Source organism: Gilliamella sp. BG3 (genome assembly GCF_046635605.1).
In the GTDB taxonomy this organism is placed as follows: Bacteria; Pseudomonadota; Gammaproteobacteria; order Enterobacterales; family Orbaceae; genus Gilliamella; species Gilliamella bombi.
The window spans coordinates 1-18,918 of record NZ_JBIDFE010000003.1 but is presented as its reverse complement, the minus strand read 5'-3'; the positions used below and the strand labels follow the sequence as shown (position 1 = coordinate 18,918).

The window sequence follows — 18,918 nt, the reverse complement described above, 5'->3', positions numbered from 1 at the left end:
GCTAAAAGCTAAGGTGCGGTGCAAAGGCAAAAGAGGGGGTGGTGGCCGGCGATGCTGCGGACGCTGCCGGTGTGCGAGTGGACAAGGAACTGGTTGCTACCTGTAGCGTCGCTCGTCCAGTAGCTGATGTAGACGAATCCCGAATCAGTGTAGGACTTGCGCACGTAGCCCCACTCCGTGAAAAAGCCAGCGCCTATGTGACGCTTGTAATGATTATCTGATGAACTAGGTGTGGCGCCTACTGCGCCTTGACAATGGCTTCCTGAAAACACACCAGAACAAACTGCATTGGTTAAATCTCTTACCCGTGGCATTCGATAACCCAAACTATTACACCATGCTAACTGGTCACTATAAGTTTTAGATCGACTACCACGATTGACGAACCACTGCTTCAACACAAATCCATATTTTACTACCTCATCACCGGTATTAATATCTCTACCCACTAACTCAAACGTCTGCGGTAACTGTGGCTTAGCAATTGGATTAGGATGAGGATTATCCCATTGATTTCTTGCCTCTGGACCTGTTAGCTTAACACGGGCGACAACTTGTCCCTTGTCTTCATCAGGAATATCCTCATTCTTATCATTAGCTACAACATTTGTCACTGTTGCAGTAATTCCCTCATGCGTGACTGGTTCCCATGTCAATTCATTTATATCTACTCCACTTATGAGTAAATCAAAATATAAATTATGCGCACCTGTGGTCGGGAAATTAAGACTGTATGATTCAGGATGAATTGATTCAAAATCAATTGATTGTACTAAAAAGCCCTTATCAGGATTCCATATGTCAGCTGGGCCTGCAGATGATCCCTTACTCTCTAGATCTGGCCTTACATAATTGATAACTGCCGACGGTATTATTATTGCATCACTACGATTACCCGCTCGATACTTTTTGTCATTCGCCTGTACATTCCATGACAATGACAATAATAACAATGCTAATACTAGCAAAACTGTTTTAGGTGATTTGAGCGATAATTTCGAAGATATAAATAAGTTTTGTGTAAAAACTCGTCGAATAGGATTATTTGATAAATTTAAGACATAGGTTTGCCAGTGCTTGTGCCTTGTGCCTTGTGCCTAAAATGATAATGCATTACATTCCTCGTGTCAAGTAATATTTTGTTTTATTTGAATTTTTATAATTGTTCGCTTATTTAATAAGCTTGTTTTCCTACAGCGATAAAAGTATAACCATAAAAAAAATAGTTGGCTAGTTTTTTGGCGGACTTTTTTGTAAAGAAATGTAAATTTTAGAAAAAAACCGAGTTGTTTATACTTTATAGTTAAAATAATCCTCTAAAAACTCATAAGGTTCCTTTCCCGAAATCGCTTAAGATTTTGCATTTTATCTTTTAAATTGATAAATATTTGCTGATTATGTCATATCTCAATTCAAAGTTTGTATCACTTTTTTCACTTTGTCATTCGCTTGTGGATTAAGTGGTTTAGTAAATTTGTGATTGATTCGATGCTATTACACGTTTTAACATAACGTTCATTTTGCAGGTTAAGGGAACAAAAAACTTCAACAAGGCATTCTTACACGCTATAAATGATTGAATAACTAACCATAAAGCATTTAACAAAATTAGTGACTGTTATTTTTTCTTTATAATATAAGCGCCATATCACTTATTTGTGATATGACGTTAATTTTGTTTTTATGTCTATTTTGTTACAGTAGTTTCTTAAATTAATGTAAACACCACGAGATATTCCTATAATTATAGGAATATCTCCCTGTAAATTATTTTGAGTTTAAATCTGCTTTTATATCTAATTTTTAATTAATGACTGTTTCGGTTAGTGATTAACTATTGAAAGCACTTTCACCATGGCTATTAATATCCAGACCTTCTCTTTCATGTTCTTCTGATACTCTTAAGCCAACAATGATATCTGCAATTTTATAAGCAATATAAGCAACCACTGTAGTCCAAACTACGCAGGTAATAACACTCATCAATTGTATTCCTACTTGAGTTGCCATTGTAATGCCTTCGGCATAACCAATACCTCCTAACGATTCTGATGTAAATATACCAGTTAATATACAACCCACAATTCCACATACGCCGTGTACACCAAATACATCACATGTATCATCAACTTTTAGAATTCTTTTGAGTGTTGATACTCCCCAGACACCAGCAAAACCACAAATAAGCCCTATTAACATAGCACCACCTACACCAACAAGACCAGCCGCTGGTGTTACACCAACTAATCCCGCTATCACTCCTGATGCCGAACCAAGGCAAGATGGTTTACCTCGTAAAAACCATTCTGCGAACGTCCATGCCAAAACCGCTGCTGCTGTTGCTGCAACAGTGTTAATAAAGGCTAAACCTGCGATTTCATCTGCATGCGTTGATGATCCTGCGTTAAAGCCAAACCAACCAATATAAAGAATAGCAGCTCCAAGGTAGACATAAGGTAAGTTAAATGGTTTTAGTGGTTCACGATTATAACCTATACGATTTCTAATCAGATAAGCACCCACTAGTCCTGCAATCGCAGCATTAATATGTACTACCGTACCACCAGCAAAATCAAGTGCTCCTTCATCACCTAAAATTCCGCCTCCCCATACCATATGCGCCATGGGAATATATGAAAATGTAAACCATAACACCATAAATATTAATACTGCTGAAAAACGAATTCGTTCAGCAAAAGCACCTGGAATTAAGCAACAAGTAATGCAAGCAAATGATCCTTGGAATGCTATCCAAATTAGCTCGTAAATCGATCCTGACACATCTGTAATACCTATCCCTGTTAATAGAAAATGGTTAAAGTTGCCATAAAACCAGTTCCCTTCACCAAAAGCAAGTGTATAACCGTAAACAATCCATAGCACCGCTATTAACGAAAAAGTTACTAGTACTTGTGTTAACATTGATAACACATTTTTAGAACGTAATAATCCACCATAAAACAAAGCAATCCCTGGCACCGACATAAAAAGTACTAGGGCGGTACAGATCATCATAAAGCCGTTATCCGCTTTATCAACTACAGCAGCTTCTTCGGCAAAAGCTGAACTTGAGAATAAAATAACTAAAAAGGGAATAATTTTTTTCAACATAATGATTTCCTTAACAATCAATTACAATGCCGAGTCATCGGTTTCACCAGTACGTATACGCACTACATGTTCAAGTGAAGTGACAAAAATCTTTCCATCACCAATTTTGCCCGTATATGCTGCTTTAGTAACTGTACTAATAACTTGGTCAAGTTCATCATCACGAATAGCTAAATCAATTTTAACTTTTGGTAGAAAATTGACATTATATTCTGCACCACGGTAAAGCTCGGCATGACCTTTTTGTCGTCCAAAACCTTTAACTTCGGTAACAGTTAATCCTGTAATACCTATATTAGATAAGGCTTCTCGAACTTCTTCTAATTTGAAAGGTTTTATAACTACAGTAACTAATTTCATCAATCGCTCCTAAAAATTGTGAGTTACAGATTAAATTATGCAAAGAGTGTGCCAAAAAAATTAACTTGAATTGAATTTGCTACTGCAACTTAATTTATAAAAATATAGCTATCATAAAATTAAAGTTCGGCTGTTTTGATTGGAAGGTTAAAACAAAAGATAACAAATAGTTAATTAGATTTATTATTTAACAGCGCACTAATATGGTGCCAATGCATATTAGTGGTGCTTAGCTGTTGTAAAATTACTTGGATCTAGAATGTCACCATTAACTTGCGATATTCGTCATAAGCAAAGTGATCTGTCATGCCACTAATATAATCCTGCAATAAGCGACATCGATAATAGAATTCCATACACGCAAAACTTTCTGCTTTATTTGAATTTAGTTTGTTAACTGCTTGTTTATAAGCGACACAATGTTTTGAGGATAATTTATGATATAAGCGAGTTTCAATAGGATAATTTTTATGATGTTTATCCTCAACCAATTTCAAAAAGTCGTTGGTAGGCATATCAAGCAATGGGCTATAAATATCGAGCAATCCACTAATAATTCGGTACCCTTGAAGTTCAATATTTTCAACCGATTCATGATTAAATATATGTTCAAGTCCAACTGTTTTAAAAATATTAAGTAATTTATATTCTGCGCCATGATCTTCAAGTAAGGCATGATTAAATGAGCCGTGATAAATTTCTTCAATATTTTCAATAAAACGTTCAGCAGCATGTGGTACCAATTTGCCAATAGTGTTGACACGTAGGTACATAAAAAATTGATCAATGCCTATCGCATCAAATCCATTTTGATTTAGATTTTCATAAGGGCGATTGACAACAGTATCAAACAGATCACCTTTTTTAATCGGTCCCCATGCCTCTGCTAAGTAAGTATAAAGCTGTTTTACCGTTAGAATTTTCTTTTCAACCGCATCTTCTAGATCGGCAATGCAATATGAGATATCGTCGGCTGCTTCCATAATATAGGTAAATGGATAACGATGAAATGGTTTGATATCAAGCTGTTTAGATAGCGCTTCAATAAATGGTTCTTCTGATAAATAATAACCTGCTTTTTTCATTAAATATGAAAATTCTGGCAGTACCGGCTTAGACCAATAAGCTGGTTTAGAATATTTCATAATTGAAGCAATCTGAGAGTAAGTTAAATTGAGCCGTAATATTGTATGCACTAAACGAATTGCTTGTGCATTACCTTCGAAACTTGATAAATCTTGGCGGATTTTGGTTTTAAGTTCTTTTATTTCTTCTTTATCACTAACATTTATTTCAAGAAGTCGATAATTTGTTGCTTTGCCAAGACCTAAACGTAGAGTAAACCATTTATTAATGGCGGCCTCACCAAAATGACCAAATGGAGGATTACCAATATCATGCATTAAACAAGCCATTTCAACTAGGCTTTCAATCGCCATTATACAATTATCAAGCCCATATTTTTTTAATTTTCCAGCATTGCCAAGGCGATTAACGATTTCTTTGACTATGTATCGCCCAACTTGTTGCACTTCCATAGAGTGAGTAAGTCTTGTTCTAACTACTGAGTTTCGTTCTAATGGAAAAACTTGCGTTTTTTGCTGTAGGCGACGAATAGCGGCTGAGTTTATGATGCGTCCACGATCACTTTCAAAACAGCGTACTATTGAGTACTCATCAGACAGAGCTTCACGCTGTTTGCTAGCATAACGCTGATAATTAATTTTTTGGTTAAAGTTGATCATGGTTTCATCCTTAATTTAATCACTCAAATTGTTTTAAGTTTTCAAATTGCTAATGTTTGTTTTGCCCATTCAATACTTTTTTGATAATCATTAGGTAATAACGGTATTAAATTCTCTAATGCTTTTAACAATTTGTTTGTTTGGTTATGGGTTAAATTTAAATGCCCTACTTTACGTCCAACTCTAACTTCTTTTTCATACCAATGAAGATGTACCAAATCAATTGATAACCAATTTAAATTTAATTCTGTGCCAATTAAGTTAACCATAACTGATGGCGTAAATACATCTGGCTTAGGCAAAGGAAGTCCCAATATAGCCCGAAGATGTAATTCAAATTGGCTAATTGAAGCTCCATTTTGCGTCCAATGACCACTATTATGTACCCGTGGAGCAAGTTCGTTGATCAGTAGTTCATTACCAACAATAAAGCATTCCATTGCCATTACGCCAATATAATTCAATTTATGCATAATAGCAGATAGCATTTGCTCCGCTTTTATTTGTAATGAATGAGATTCGTTAGGTTGTACAACACTTATTTTTAAGATGCCGTCTTGGTGGAAGTTATTGGTAAGGGGATAAAATACTGTTTCACCTTTTGCATTACGAGCGCCTATTAATGACATCTCTTTTTCGAAAGGGATAGCCTGTTCAACGATAGCTTGTTGATAGATATCATCAGGTACAGTTATTGGACCATTAATAGCAATTCGCCATTGACCTCGTCCATCATAACCACCAGTTCGACGTTTAACAATTAATCGATCGCCAAGTTCAGTGAATAGCTTTGACCAATCTTGGTATTGATTAAGTGCAAACCATTTGGCTGTCGGTAAACCAAGTTCGTCAAGTAGCTGTTTTTGCGTTAAACGGTCGGCAATAATAGGAAAGACATCTCGATTAACAAAATGCGGATGTTTAGCTAAAATTTGTGTAAACGGAGTATCTGACCATCGCTCAATTTCAGCTGTTATTACTGACTGTTGATATGGAATGGCGGTAGGATCTACATCTAATCCAACTGGATAAACTTTTATACCTATTGGTTCGCCTGCTTGCTTAAGCATTCGCCCTAATTGTCCGTTCCCAAGTACACAAACAGATTGAAGTTTCATGTTATGCATTCACTCTTGGATCAGGCTGATTTAATACCTCATCAGTTTGAGTTAATCGCCATGTTGATAAACGTTGATATATTTCTTTATCATGTAGAGCTAGAATCTGTGCAGCAAGTAATGCCGCATTCGCTGCACCAGATTTACCTATTGCTAAAGTACCAACAGGAATACCTTTAGGCATTTGAACAATAGAATAGAGACTATCTACTCCACTTAATGCAGCACTTTGCACTGGAACACCTAATACAGGAATCAGCGTTTTAGCAGCTAACATACCTGGCAAATGAGCCGCACCACCAGCACCAGCTATGATTACATCAAAGCCTTTTTGTTTGGCATCTTCAGCAAAACAAAATAATTTATCAGGGGTACGGTGAGCAGAAACAATTTCAACATGATAAGGAATTGTTAACGCATCAAGGATGTCGGCTGCGTGTTGCATAGTAGTCCAATCGCTTTTGGAACCCATTACAATGGCAATTCTAGGTTGAGTATGCATGGCAAATGTATGAATAATTAAAATAAGATGTATGTGAAGTATACACTAAAATTTAATTAATGGGGATAGTAAGGATTTTATCTGTTAGCAATTAAAATACATGTTCCCGGAAAAATGAAGATGATAAACAAAGTAATACCGCCGAATAGTATCGGCGGTGAAGAAAGAGTTAGCCTTTTACTGCTGCCACGATTTTAATTTCTATCAAATATTCTTTTTTCATTAACCCAGCTTGCACTGTACAACGTACTGGTGCACTACCTTTAGCTACCCATTCGTCCCATGCTTTATTCATAGCAGCAAAGTCACTTTTATTAACTAAAAATAATGTTACATCTAATATACGTGATTTATCACTGTTAGCTCGAGCCAATATTTTGTCAATTTCAGCTAATGCACTTTTGGTCTGTACATAAGCGTCATTTTCAAGATCAGCTGGAACACTTGTGTAATAAATAACGTTATTATGGATCACTGCTTCAGACCAGCGGTTATCTGGATCAATTCGTGTTATTGTCATCATATTTTCCTTGTTAGATGAGTTATTAAGATACTTTAATAAAATCAGCACGCAATTTTTTTATTTCATCACGCAGTACACCAGCTTTTTCAAATTCAAGATTCTTAGCCGCTTCGTACATCATTGCTTCAAGCTCTTTGACTCTTGCCTGTACTTCTTTAACTGAAACATACTGATAAGGTTTGCCTGGTTCAAATGCTTGTACTTTAGCTGTTGATTTTTTGGTACTTAAACCTGCCTCTAATACGTCTTTAATTTCTTTGCGTACTGATTTTGGTGTAATGCCGTGTGCTGTATTAAAGTCTTCCTGTTTTTTACGACGACGGGCAGTTTCATCAATCGTTTTTTGCATAGCAGGGGTTATTCTATCAGCATATAATATGGCTTTACCATTTACATTACGAGCTGCACGCCCTACGGTTTGAATTAGTGAACTTTCTGAACGTAAAAAACCTTCGCGATCAGCATCCAATATTGCTATTAGTGAGACTTCAGGTATATCTAAACCTTCTCGCAATAAGTTAATGCCCACAAGTACATCAACTTTACCTAAACGTAGGTCACGAATAATTTCCATACGTTCGACCGTATTGATGTCTGAATGCAAATATTTTACAGTTACATTATGTTCTGACAGATAATCAGTTAAGTTTTCTGCCATACGTTTAGTTAATGTGGTCACTAAAACACGCTCTTCGTTATTAATACGAATTTTGATTTCTGATAATAGATCATCAACCTGCGTCGCAACTGGTCGAACTTCGATAATAGGATCTAATAAACCTGTAGGTCTAACTACTTGTTCAATAATTTCATTACCTGATTTTTCAATTTCGTATTTAGCTGGTGTTGCTGACACATAAATCGTTTGTGGCATGATGTTTTCAAATTCAGCAAATTTTAGCGGTCGATTGTCTAGTGCTGATGGCAAACGAAAGCCATATTCAACCAGATTAAGTTTACGTGAACGGTCACCATTATACATTGCCCCTAATTGTGGAATAGCCACGTGAGATTCGTCAATAAACAGTAATCCATCAGGTGGCAAATAATCAAATAAGGTTGCTGGCGGATCGCCTGGATTACGCTGAGCTAAAAAGCGTGAATAGTTTTCAATCCCAGAGCAATACCCCAATTCGGTCATCATTTCGATATCAAATAATGTCCGCTGAGTTAAACGTTGCTCCTCTAATAGACGATTATTGTCTAACAGAACTTTTTGACGTTCTTTAAGCTCTTGCTTTATTTGCGCAATAGCGTTTTCCATAATGTTTCTTGGTGTGACGTAGTGTGTTTTTGGATAAATTGTTATCCGCGATACTTCATTTATGCTATTACCTGTAAGCGGATCAAACATAACAATTCGATCGACTTCATCATCAAATAACTCAACGCGCACAGCAAGATCGTCTGAATCAGCTGGAAAAATATCTATAACATCTCCTCGAACACGAAATGTACCACGACTAAAACCTATTTCATTACGAGTGTATTGCAATTCAGCTAATCGAGTTAAGATTGAACGCTGATCGGTTATGGTGCCTTTTGTTAGGTGTAATATCATCGACATATAGGTTTCTGGTGCTCCTAAACCATAAATTGCCGACACCGAAGCAACAATTACAACATCACGTCGTTCTAGTAGTGATTTAGTGGCAGAAAGACGCATTTGTTCTATATGTTCATTAATTGATGCATCTTTTTCAATAAATGTATCGGTTGACGGTACATAAGATTCAGGTTGATAGTAATCATAATAAGATACGAAGTATTCAACCGCATTTTCAGGGAAAAAGGCTTTCATTTCGCCATATAGCTGAGCGGCTAATGTTTTATTTGGTGCTAAAATAATTGTAGGGCGATTATGTTTAGCAATAACATTTGCCATGGTAAATGTTTTACCTGATCCAGTTACGCCTAATAGTGTTTGATGCGCAATCCCATCATCAAGATTTTGATTAATCCTTTTTATTGCTTCTGGCTGATCACCAGCTGGCTTAAATTCGGAACATAATTTAAATTTTTTCATTACATCGCAACCTAATATTTTACCTATTAATAAAAATTATCCCCAAAAGGACTTGACCTTTTAAAATTTACTATTTTTTGTTCAATTAACATTTTCATTTATAAAAAAGACAACTAATTTATAACTTGATTTACGGTAACATGTTGATATAAAACAAAAAAATATTTCATGATTAAGTTACAATCAAATTAAGAAAAATCCTGATAGTTACTGAGGTTAGCGCTTTTTTCAATAAAATACTCACAGAGTTATCCACAGGCAACGGGGATAACTTTATAAATATAGTCTTTATAAACTTTTTTCAATTATCAAGATAAAATTTCAAAAAAAAATCCCTTTTATTTTAATGTTTATTCCTATCTTTAACACTAATTTTGATAGTTTTAACTAATCATTCGATTTATCTGTTCGATTTGATATTGATAGCTATGATCCAAGTTTTGGATGAAAGTCAATCGGTGAGTGATGCATTTTGGCGCATCTTCTGCGTGATGAGACACGAATAGCAACTGCGTGTACCCTTCACTAATTAAACGATCTATCCAACGTTTTACTAATTCTCGATTAAGATGATCGAGCCCTTGCAATGGCTCATCTAAAATAAGCAGTGTCGGATGTTTAACCAACGCTCTGGCAATCAATACTAATCTTTGCTGTCCCCAAGAAAGCGATTGAAAGGGTTTATCCGCCTGCGTTTGTAACCCTAGTAATTGTAGCCATTCATCAGCCAATTTAGCTTGTTTATCACTGGTAGCTTGGTAGACACCAATCGAATCAAAATAGCCTGACAATAACACAGTTTTAACGCTAGAACTAACTCGATAAGCCAAATGTAAGCTGCTACTAACATAACCAATATGGCGTTTAATATCCCAAATCGTTTCACCCGAACCTCGTTTACGACCAAATAAAGTGAGATCATTGCTATACCCTTGCGGATGATCGCCAGTTATTAAACTTAATAACGTTGATTTACCTGCGCCATTAGGTCCAACTATTTGCCAATTTTGTTTGGCTTTTACTCGCCAAGTTAATCCATTAATGATTGCTTTATCATCATAATATACATAACCATTATTTAATATGACTCGATCTAATTGATCCGCTAATTGAGTTGGTGGTTCGTCGGCTTCTGGTAATGGCATATTGGAAATATTTTCCAAATCAGCTAATTGCTTAACAGTTGTATCGTTTAAGATTGTATCTTTTGTATCAATTTTCAATAGTTGGCAATCGGCTAATATGCCAATATTTTCAATAAAAGTAGGAATTTCATTAAATCGATTTAAAACAAGGACAATTGTGATACCTTGCTTAGCAAGATCTGCTAGTATTTCGGCTAAGTTTTCACGTGATGTCACATCTAAGCCATCAAAAGGCTCATCTAATATCAGAAAATCAGGTTGCTGCATCAAAACTCGACAGATTAAGGCTTTGCGTGTTTCACCAGTTGAAAGGTATTTAAAGCGTTTCGTTAATAGGTGTTCAATTCCAAATTGTGTTGCTAATTTTTGGCAAAGTACTTGATTAAAATTATTTTCTTGTATAATTTGCTGAGTGGTTAATCCTGTATCGTTTTCACCTTCGCTTAGCATATCTGTATTATTGCGTTTCCATTCATCATCAATTAGTTTTTGTAGCTGTTCAAACGATATGTGTGCTATGGAGTTAAATTGATTAATTACTTTGCCTGATAATAATGTTTGCTCACCAGCTAATGCTTTAACTAGTATAGATTTACCGCTGCCATTACGCCCCACAAATGCAACATTACTTCCTTGATTTATTGTAAGTGATTCAATGGTAAAAACTAGGTAGTCACTAATTTTAAAATGTGCGTTTTCTATTTGTAGCATGATAACCTCATATTGCTAAACTAATGTCGCAACAATAATATTTTGTGGATTAATAAATAGTTTTGATTGTTTGCCTGTAGCTAAAGCCGACTTTTTTACTTCACTGGCTAATTTGTTAGCATAAAGCACTATGCCAGAAGATAGTGTAAAAGCAATTTCACTCCAATTGCCATCAGTAGTGATTTTTTCAACGGTAACCGACAAGCAGTTTTCGTTCTCGATTTCATTTTTTAATTCAATTAATGGAGCTTTAATTAACAGCAATACTGTTTTGTCCGTACTCAACTTTAGCCGTTCAATACTTGACTGAGTAATGTAAACTTTTAACTCAGTTTGATTATCACTAAGTAGCACTGTAATAAAACCAGCGACATCGTTTGTTTGAATCTGCTTAACCGTACCATATAATTGATTTCGTGCACTGGTTTGTAATGATAGTCTAGCTGTAGCTTTTAAAATATCATCTAAAGGTACTTTGTCATCATTTAGTATGTTAAAAGCATTTTGTTGTAGTTGAGTTAATAGATCATAGAGTTGGATAAATCTAACTGCATAAGCACTCAGTTTAGTGCCTCCTCCATTTTTACCACCAATTGCGGTAATTAAAAAAGGTTTAGGTGCTAATTTATTTATTTCATTAATGGCATCCCAAGCGGTTTTATAGCTAATACCAATTTGCTTGGCAGCCTGACTTAATGACCCCGTCTGTTCAATTGCTTTTAATAACGCAATACGCCTTGGATCAGTAAATAACTGCTGTTTTATATTTAACGTTAATAAAATTTCAGGAGAAAACATAATTTAACACCATGAAGAACCGACTAATCAATTTGGAAGAGATAATAGTGGTTATTGTAGACCCTTTTTGGCATTCCTTCAAAACTTGGTGAAATTTTGTTGATTGTCATATCGTATCAGCTTAGATGAATTTTAATTGTACTTTATATATAAATTCTGCTAGCATCGATATGTTATATTTTATATAGCGGTTATTTAATAATTTACCAAATAACTTAATAAATCATAATAATCAATTAGATAAATAATATTAACAGTTAAAATTAACTCAATTTTATTGTGAGGAACAAAATGAAAAAAATTATTGGAATTATCTTAATGATGGCAATAACTTTTTCAGTTTCAGCTGCTGAAAAAATGACTATATTTGCCGCTGCCTCATTGACTAATGCTATGCAAGATATCGCTGCAGCTTATAAAACAGAACATAAAGATGCAAATATTGTATTCTCATTTGCTTCATCATCAGTATTAGCTAAACAGATTGAACAAGGTGCACCTGCGGATATATTTATGTCAGCTGATCAAAAGTGGATGACTTATCTTATTGAGCATAATTTAACTAAAAATAAACACGATTTATTAAAAAATACATTGGTGCTTATTGCTCCTCAAAATTCACATTTAGAGAATGTTTCAATTAATAAAAATACCAATTGGGAAATTATTTTACCTAAAGGTGAAAGAATAGCTATTGGTGATCCTGATCATGTACCAGCAGGAATGTATGCAAAAGAATCATTAACTAATTTAGGGGTATTTAATAAATTATCGCCACAATTTGCCCCAGCGAGCAATGTAAGAGACGCTTTGGTACTAGTTGAGCGTAATGAAGCTACGCTTGGTATTGTATATAGTACCGATGCAAAAATAAGCAATAAAGTAAAAATAATTGGATCCTTTCCTGAAGATACATTTAAGTCTATCGAATATCCCATCACTTTGTTAAATCAGAAAGCAACTGATTTTTATCAATATTTAAATTCACCACAAGCTAAAGTTATTTTTGAAAAATATGGATTTATAACAAAGTAATTTAATAAGTAAATAATTTTATAAAACTATGTTATTAACTGAATTTGAATGGCGAACCTTACTACTTAGTGTAAAGATAGCCGCCACAGCAATTGGTTTTAGTTTGCCAATAGGAATTTTAACCGCTTGGATATTGGCACGCTGTCAATTTTTTGGTAAATCGCTATTTGATAGCATCGTACATCTTCCTCTTGTTTTACCACCAGTTGTTTTAGGTTATTTGTTGTTAATAACCATGGGACGACGTAGCGTTATTGGCGAGTGGTTGAGTAGCCATTTAAATATTAGTTTTAGCTTTAATTGGCAAGGTGCAGCTTTAGCTTCGGCAGTAGTTGCATTTCCATTAATGGTGCGTTCAATTCGTTTAGCCATTGAATCAATTGATACACGCCTTGAAAACGTTGCTCGGACTCTTGGAGCCCATAAGTGGCGAGTTTTTATAACTATTACTTTACCATTAGCCTTTCCTGGTATTCTTATGGGAATTGTATTGGGTTTTGCCCGTTGCTTAGGGGAATTTGGTGCAACCATCACTTTTGTGTCAAATATTCAAGATGAAACTCGCACCTTACCATTAGCAATGTATACGTTGTTACAAATTCCCAATGGTGAACAAGGTGCATTGCGACTGTGTATTATTTCGATTGTGTTATCACTAATCGCACTTTTTTTATCCGAATTGTTAAATCGATGGCATAAAAAGAAGTTAGCAGGATAATCAATATGTTAAAAATAGATGTTCGCAAACAACTTGCTTCGTTTTCGTTCCAATTCAATCATGAGATAGCCTGCCAAGGGGTTACTGCTATTTTAGGCGTTTCTGGCTCAGGAAAATCCACACTAGTAAACCTTGTTAATGGATTAATTAAACCTGATCAAGGCCAAATCCAGTTGAATGGCTTACCACTAGTTGATTGCAATAAACACCTTTTTGTTACTCCTGAAAATCGGCATATTGGTACCGTTTTTCAAGATGCATTACTTTTCCCTCATTATAAAGTTATTAAAAATCTGATTTATGGTGCTAAAAATTTCAAGCAATCAAGATTTGATGAAATAGTTAATGTACTTAATGTCCGACCATTATTAAATCGTTATCCTGCTATGTTATCTGGTGGAGAAAAACAGCGAGTAGCAATTGGTCGAGCACTATTAACCAACCCTTTACTACTATTAATGGACGAACCGCTTTCAGCTCTAGATATGCCAAGAAAAAAAGAATTGTTAACTTATATTAATAAATTAACTAATGAGCTAAATATACCCATTATTTATGTAACACATAATATTAATGAAGTTAAACAAATAGCCGATAATGTTGCAATTTTAGATCAAGGCAAGCTGATTGAGTTTGGTAAGACCGAACATGTTTTACAAAGTGACTATTTAAAAGAATGGTTATAAAGCTCTAAAGTATTACTATTTTCCGCTTGTTTAATATATGTCACGCCATCATGCCAAGCACCAAGCACCACACGAGTTGCAGTGTTGCCTTCAATTTGAAAATGATGTACAGCAGGTTTATGTGTATGACCGTGCACCATAATATCTGCATTATGTTTAACCATCATTTCAATAACTGCTTGCTGATTCACATCCATGATATTTTCAGATTTGAGTTGATTATGTTGACTACTTTTTTTTCGTAACTTTGCTGCAATTTTCAACCGAATAAAAAGAGGTAAAAATAAAAATAATTTTTGAAGCCATTTATTATGCATAACTTTTCGGAAAGTTTGATATTGATGGTCGTCAATACACAGTAAATCACCATGTAAAAAAATAATGTTTTTTCCTTGATTAGAAAGGCAATTAATCTCAGGCAGTAAGGTCATTTCGCATTGTTGTGCATACTTTTTTCCCAATAAAAAATCACGATTACCATGGACGAAATATTTTCTTATATTACGTTTTGATAAGGCTTGTAAAGCCTGCGCAATTTGATAATGTAAGTTTGTTTTTACATCATCCCCAACCCAGTAATCAAAAAGGTCGCCTAGAATATAAAGCTCGCAGTTGTCGGGCAAAGTATCCAAAAAAGACAAAAAGCCTGCGGTTATATTAATATAACCTGAAGCAGGCTCATTATCTGCTAAATGGATATCAGCAATAAAATAACGAACAGGATTATTCAACCGTGACACTCGTAATAATAACATCGTCTACAGGAACATCAGAATGCATACCACTGCGCCCTGTTTTAACAGCTTTTATTTTATCAACCACATCAAGCCCATCAACAACTTGTGCAAAAACACAATAGCCATAACCATTAATGTCCGCAGAGCGAAAGTTGAGATAATCATTATCAACCACGTTGATAAAAAATTGCGCAGTTGCCGAATGAGGATCTGATGTACGTGCCATTGCTAAAGTACCACGTTCATTTTTTAGACCGTTATTTGCTTCGTTTTTAATTGGTGATTTTGTCTTTTTTTGGTTCATTCCAGGCTCAAAACCACCACCTTGAATCATGAAATTATTAATAACACGATGAAATATTGTGTTGTTATAAAAGCCTTCTTTGCAATATTCAACAAAATTTTTAACAGTTTCTGGCGCCTTATCATCAAAAGTTTTGATTTTAATATCACCTAAATTAGTGTGAAATATGATCATTGCATAATCCTTTTTTTAATATATATCTTTCGAATAAAATTTAGTAAATCTTAATTAATATAAATTATTTACCAAATTTTTCACATGCTTCTAGTGTATTGCTCATTAACATAGCAACTGTCATGGGACCAACACCACCAGGAACAGGTGTGATCCATCCCGCTCTTTTAACAGCAACATCAAACTCTACATCACCTGCAAGTTTACCATCTGGCAAACGATTGATACCAACATCAATGACGATTGCACCTGGCTTTATCCACTCACCCTTAACATAATTAGCAATGCCTACTCCCGCAACAACAATATCCGCATTGCTAACATGTTTTGCTAAATCAATAGTACGACTATGGGTAATGGTTGTTGTGCAACCTAATAATAATAACTCTAATGCCATTGGACGACCCACAATGCTTGATGCTCCTACAACGGTAGCATTTAAACCTGACAGATTTATGCCGGTGGATTCTAGCATTTTGACTACGCCATAAGGAGTACATGGTCGCAAGATTGGATCACGCTGTAGCAAGTGTCCAATATTATATGGGTGAAAACCATCAACATCTTTACTTGGATCAATACGTTCAAGAACCTTTGTTTTATCAATATTATCAGGTAAAGGCAGTTGTACTAAAATACCATGCACATCTAAACGTTGATTTAGTTCATCAATTAATGCTAATAATTCATCGGTGGTCGTCGAGGTAAAGTCATAAGCAAATGAAACAAAACCAACATCATCACAAGCCTTTTGCTTATTTTTAACATAGATTTTTGATGCAGGGTCTGAACCGACTTGAATTACAGCTAATCCTGGGACTGATAGTCCTTTTTCAATACGCATTTTGACTTTATTAGCAATTTCAGTTCGTATTTGTTGTGCTAATACTTTCCCATCAATTATATGTGCAGTCATAAGCTTCCGTTTAACTATCTTATTAGAGGTATCATTTTCGCAAAAGTTTTTATTAATGTCTATTTAGTTATGAATTGATTGATTAAGTTGATTCAATATTTGTTTGTATTGAGCATCAATATCTGTAATAACTGAACAAATATGAGCATCAAAAGCTTTTAATTTAGGTTTTTGAGCCTTCCATTCATTTTTAGAAATTTGTTTAATTGCTCCATAATTTTTAAAAAATTCGAAATGCAAAATACTTCCGCCCACAACATTATAAAAAATGCGTTGACCAATATCTTCTCCATCTTTTTTGATATTATTAAAATGTCGGTAAGAAAATCGCGTATTACCATTTTCAGTAATAATTGATGCATGTAACAACTTGACTAAACGTTTATATAATTTGTTTAACTCGCTTTTTAGCTCATTATCATCGCCCAATTGATTTTTTATTGCTTTTTCAAAAGTTTCTTTAACTTCAGTTAAAAGGCTTAATGATTGTTGTTCTAGTAGCGGTAACTGTTGACGTAAATCTTGCTGAAATTGAATCAGTTCTTTTTGTAATGATGGATTAAGTGATATCGTTTCTTTATTTAAAATGACATTACCATTTGGCATGATAATTAAATCATTTTTTTTATCAAAAACATGTACACTTTCTCTATTTATCGTAATGTCATAACTGGGCTTAATCCCACACTCTTTTTTAGCAGCAAATACGGTGATAGGTAACAACAAAGCAATCAATATCAATTTTTTTAACATATTCATATCCAGCTAGTTAATTCATGAAGATTATAACGTCTACTAAGAAATAAACATAATAAAATTAAATAAGTACTATAATTTTAAAAACAATACTCGCCAAACGGTTTAATTACTTTATATGATATCAAAATTAATTATAAGTAGTTTTATACTAAAACACATAGTTATCTGAAAGTTTTTGACAAACAATTTTTATCCTATTGAACAAAAATCGAATTCATCCTCCATAGTTTTTGCTTAAATTATACACCGCAAGTTAAATGGTAAAGAGTAGTAGGCTAGAGAACTAATACAGTAAGGATATTCATATGAATATGCGAGCCTTGACCATTAAAAAAGTGCAGACTAGCGCCCGATGGTACAGTTATATGATAGATAGTATTTCATGATAGTGTGTGAATTCTTTATACAACTAATGTTCTTAAAAGAGGTGAGTTTACTGAGTAATATGTAGGAACTACTTGTTGTGTTATTTATCGTAATTTGAGAAACAATGGTAATGGAAAACATAAAAAAATAGCGCCTTATCACCAGAAGGCAATATGGCGCTAAAATCATAAAAATAGCCGTCACTGATTCAGAGAGTTACGTTTCAGTTAATCTGAGTTTTATATAACTCGATATTATCATATATTGTAGAATCATTAACGTTTACACGCTATTTTACTATTGTCACCCTTTTCAGCTTCACGTGTAGAAACATAACCAGATAAGTTAACTGTAAAATAAATATTATACTTAGCGTAATCTATTTCTCTAGTCCAAAAAAGAACATTGTAAGTATTATCTTTAGGCCAATTTGATTTAGGATAGTTTTTATTCGATAGCCAGCCCCATTCCCCCATAACTGAACCGCCAATTGATCGCGTAAAACTATTGGGATAAATTTTCCAATTCTGATTTTCTGCAACATTAATAGCTGGAGAATTAGTATAATCTTTACGTAAAGGTATATTATCCATTCCTCCACATAAATTGATTGCATTAGATAAATTTATATTGTCGTTATTTTTAGGTTCTAACCACACAGAAGTTGGGTTAAATATATAATCATGAATGATTGAAGTATCTCTTTTTAACGTTGTCCTCACCGTAACATTTCCTGACGGCTTACTATTAAGTTCTACCACCCCATTTTGATCAACAGAAACACCTCCACCTGGGTTATTGAGTATTTGATAACGATAATCATCTTGTGCACCTATCATCACTAATTGAAATTTAGCTCCAGGAAAGCCAGTTGTTGGAAATTTTTTACCTGATTCTATTGGATTAGCTTTAAATCCCCAGTTATAAACATAATCAGCGCTATACCCTCCACCAGCGTTAGGATGTCGGCTTATATTCGTACCATTCCAAGCCCAAGGTCCTGAAATTGGGTCAGATGCCAGATTAGGATCATATGATCGCCATTGTAGATTAGGTGAAACAATCACATCATTCGGTTTTGCATAACAAATTTGCGATTTTGGTGCGATTTGGTAGGTCTTAGCTAGGGTAATTTGCTTACCTACATCAGGTATTCCGTATGCTGAATGGGCACTAACATTGGT

18 protein-coding genes are annotated in these 18,918 nt (G+C 34.6%); 3 read left to right on the top strand and 15 right to left on the bottom strand.

Annotated features, from left to right (window positions below):
• Positions 1–8 precede the first annotated feature (8 nt).
• From ACGH6S_RS01820 to ACGH6S_RS01775, 10 genes are all read right to left on the bottom strand, one after another.
• The gene (locus ACGH6S_RS01820; protein ID WP_411578705.1) at positions 9–944 is read right to left on the bottom strand and encodes a hypothetical protein; all 936 of its coding nucleotides are present in this window, start codon (positions 942–944) and stop codon (positions 9–11) included.
• 886 nt (positions 945–1,830) lie between these two features.
• Complete coding sequence (amtB, locus tag ACGH6S_RS01815; RefSeq protein WP_034912125.1) at positions 1,831–3,111, bottom strand: ammonium transporter AmtB; 1,281 nt, start codon at positions 3,109–3,111, stop codon at positions 1,831–1,833.
• 21 nt (positions 3,112–3,132) lie between these two features.
• Positions 3,133–3,471 carry a P-II family nitrogen regulator gene (glnK, locus tag ACGH6S_RS01810; RefSeq protein ID WP_296208114.1) on the bottom strand — a complete coding sequence of 113 codons (339 nt, stop codon included), beginning with the start codon at positions 3,469–3,471 and terminating at the stop codon, positions 3,133–3,135.
• A 254-nt stretch (positions 3,472–3,725) separates the two neighbouring features.
• Positions 3,726–5,216 carry a dGTPase gene (gene dgt / locus ACGH6S_RS01805; RefSeq protein WP_296300681.1) on the bottom strand — a complete coding sequence of 497 codons (1,491 nt, stop codon included), beginning with the start codon at positions 5,214–5,216 and terminating at the stop codon, positions 3,726–3,728.
• Between the two features lie 41 nt (positions 5,217–5,257).
• On the bottom strand, positions 5,258–6,334 hold the full coding sequence (gene purK / locus ACGH6S_RS01800; RefSeq protein WP_411578704.1) for a 5-(carboxyamino)imidazole ribonucleotide synthase: 1,077 nt from the start codon (positions 6,332–6,334) through the stop codon (positions 5,258–5,260).
• 1 nt (position 6,335) lies between these two features.
• Positions 6,336–6,836, bottom strand: coding sequence for a 5-(carboxyamino)imidazole ribonucleotide mutase (purE, locus tag ACGH6S_RS01795; RefSeq protein WP_085163820.1), 501 nt, complete (start codon positions 6,834–6,836; stop codon positions 6,336–6,338).
• A 169-nt stretch (positions 6,837–7,005) separates the two neighbouring features.
• Positions 7,006–7,356, bottom strand: a complete 351-nt coding sequence (locus tag ACGH6S_RS01790) for a RidA family protein (protein ID WP_034912106.1) — start codon at positions 7,354–7,356, stop codon at positions 7,006–7,008.
• A gap of 25 nt (positions 7,357–7,381) precedes the next feature.
• On the bottom strand, positions 7,382–9,385 hold the full coding sequence (gene uvrB / locus ACGH6S_RS01785) for an excinuclease ABC subunit UvrB (RefSeq protein ID WP_296300684.1): 2,004 nt from the start codon (positions 9,383–9,385) through the stop codon (positions 7,382–7,384).
• 383 nt (positions 9,386–9,768) lie between these two features.
• Positions 9,769–11,241 (bottom strand): molybdate ABC transporter ATP-binding protein ModF, encoded by a 1,473-nt coding sequence (gene modF, locus ACGH6S_RS01780; protein ID WP_034912101.1) that lies wholly within the window; start codon positions 11,239–11,241, stop codon positions 9,769–9,771.
• 15 nt (positions 11,242–11,256) lie between these two features.
• Positions 11,257–12,039: a TOBE domain-containing protein gene (locus tag ACGH6S_RS01775; protein WP_174799119.1), complete on the bottom strand. Its 783-nt coding sequence runs from the start codon at positions 12,037–12,039 to the stop codon at positions 11,257–11,259.
• Positions 12,040–12,330: 291 nt separating this feature from the next.
• Between ACGH6S_RS01775 and modA the strand changes: the two genes are divergently transcribed.
• From modA to modC, 3 genes are read left to right on the top strand one after another with little or no spacing between them, the layout of a single operon-like run.
• The gene (gene modA / locus ACGH6S_RS01770) at positions 12,331–13,074 is read left to right on the top strand and encodes a molybdate ABC transporter substrate-binding protein (RefSeq protein ID WP_411578703.1); all 744 of its coding nucleotides are present in this window, start codon (positions 12,331–12,333) and stop codon (positions 13,072–13,074) included.
• A 28-nt stretch (positions 13,075–13,102) separates the two neighbouring features.
• Complete coding sequence (modB, locus tag ACGH6S_RS01765; protein WP_085163823.1) at positions 13,103–13,792, top strand: molybdate ABC transporter permease subunit; 690 nt, start codon at positions 13,103–13,105, stop codon at positions 13,790–13,792.
• Between the two features lie 5 nt (positions 13,793–13,797).
• Positions 13,798–14,478 carry a molybdenum ABC transporter ATP-binding protein gene (gene modC / locus ACGH6S_RS01760; protein ID WP_296318354.1) on the top strand — a complete coding sequence of 227 codons (681 nt, stop codon included), beginning with the start codon at positions 13,798–13,800 and terminating at the stop codon, positions 14,476–14,478.
• Here modC and ACGH6S_RS01755 read toward each other — a convergent pair.
• The 5 genes from ACGH6S_RS01755 to ACGH6S_RS01735 all read right to left on the bottom strand — a co-directional run.
• On the bottom strand, positions 14,457–15,209 hold the full coding sequence (locus ACGH6S_RS01755) for a UDP-2,3-diacylglucosamine diphosphatase (RefSeq protein WP_411578702.1): 753 nt from the start codon (positions 15,207–15,209) through the stop codon (positions 14,457–14,459). The two genes, modC and ACGH6S_RS01755, sit on opposite strands and share 22 nt — an antisense overlap.
• The gene (ppiB, locus tag ACGH6S_RS01750; protein WP_411578701.1) at positions 15,202–15,693 is read right to left on the bottom strand and encodes a peptidylprolyl isomerase B; all 492 of its coding nucleotides are present in this window, start codon (positions 15,691–15,693) and stop codon (positions 15,202–15,204) included. Before ppiB ends, ACGH6S_RS01755 begins: the two co-directional genes overlap by 8 nt.
• 64 nt (positions 15,694–15,757) lie before the next feature.
• On the bottom strand, positions 15,758–16,609 hold the full coding sequence (gene folD, locus ACGH6S_RS01745) for a bifunctional methylenetetrahydrofolate dehydrogenase/methenyltetrahydrofolate cyclohydrolase FolD (RefSeq protein ID WP_065560709.1): 852 nt from the start codon (positions 16,607–16,609) through the stop codon (positions 15,758–15,760).
• A 63-nt stretch (positions 16,610–16,672) separates the two neighbouring features.
• Entirely contained in the window at positions 16,673–17,362 is a 690-nt protein-coding gene (locus ACGH6S_RS01740; protein ID WP_296300691.1) for a DUF2884 family protein, read from the bottom strand.
• 647 nt (positions 17,363–18,009) lie between these two features.
• Positions 18,010–18,918 (bottom strand): hypothetical protein (locus tag ACGH6S_RS01735; protein ID WP_411579480.1); only part of this gene is annotated, 909 nt, incomplete at its 5' end.

Excerpts from the sequence above, each read along its gene's own strand:
- ACGH6S_RS01775 (WP_174799119.1), bottom strand. The coding sequence starts at position 12,039 with ATGTTTTCTCCTGAAATTTTATTAACGTTAAATATAAAACAGCAGTTA.
- purE (WP_085163820.1), bottom strand. The coding sequence starts at position 6,836 with ATGCATACTCAACCTAGAATTGCCATTGTAATGGGTTCCAAAAGCGAT.
- ppiB (WP_411578701.1), bottom strand. The coding sequence starts at position 15,693 with ATGATCATATTTCACACTAATTTAGGTGATATTAAAATCAAAACTTTT.
- modF (WP_034912101.1), bottom strand. The coding sequence starts at position 11,241 with ATGCTACAAATAGAAAACGCACATTTTAAAATTAGTGACTACCTAGTT.
- modA (WP_411578703.1), top strand. The coding sequence starts at position 12,331 with ATGAAAAAAATTATTGGAATTATCTTAATGATGGCAATAACTTTTTCA.
- uvrB (WP_296300684.1), bottom strand. The coding sequence starts at position 9,385 with ATGAAAAAATTTAAATTATGTTCCGAATTTAAGCCAGCTGGTGATCAG.
- glnK (WP_296208114.1), bottom strand. The coding sequence starts at position 3,471 with ATGAAATTAGTTACTGTAGTTATAAAACCTTTCAAATTAGAAGAAGTT.
- purK (WP_411578704.1), bottom strand. The coding sequence starts at position 6,334 with ATGAAACTTCAATCTGTTTGTGTACTTGGGAACGGACAATTAGGGCGA.
- amtB (WP_034912125.1), bottom strand. The coding sequence starts at position 3,111 with ATGTTGAAAAAAATTATTCCCTTTTTAGTTATTTTATTCTCAAGTTCA.
- ACGH6S_RS01740 (WP_296300691.1), bottom strand. The coding sequence starts at position 17,362 with ATGTTAAAAAAATTGATATTGATTGCTTTGTTGTTACCTATCACCGTA.
- folD (WP_065560709.1), bottom strand. The coding sequence starts at position 16,609 with ATGACTGCACATATAATTGATGGGAAAGTATTAGCACAACAAATACGA.
- modB (WP_085163823.1), top strand. The coding sequence starts at position 13,103 with ATGTTATTAACTGAATTTGAATGGCGAACCTTACTACTTAGTGTAAAG.
- modC (WP_296318354.1), top strand. The coding sequence starts at position 13,798 with ATGTTAAAAATAGATGTTCGCAAACAACTTGCTTCGTTTTCGTTCCAA.
- ACGH6S_RS01790 (WP_034912106.1), bottom strand. The coding sequence starts at position 7,356 with ATGACAATAACACGAATTGATCCAGATAACCGCTGGTCTGAAGCAGTG.
- dgt (WP_296300681.1), bottom strand. The coding sequence starts at position 5,216 with ATGATCAACTTTAACCAAAAAATTAATTATCAGCGTTATGCTAGCAAA.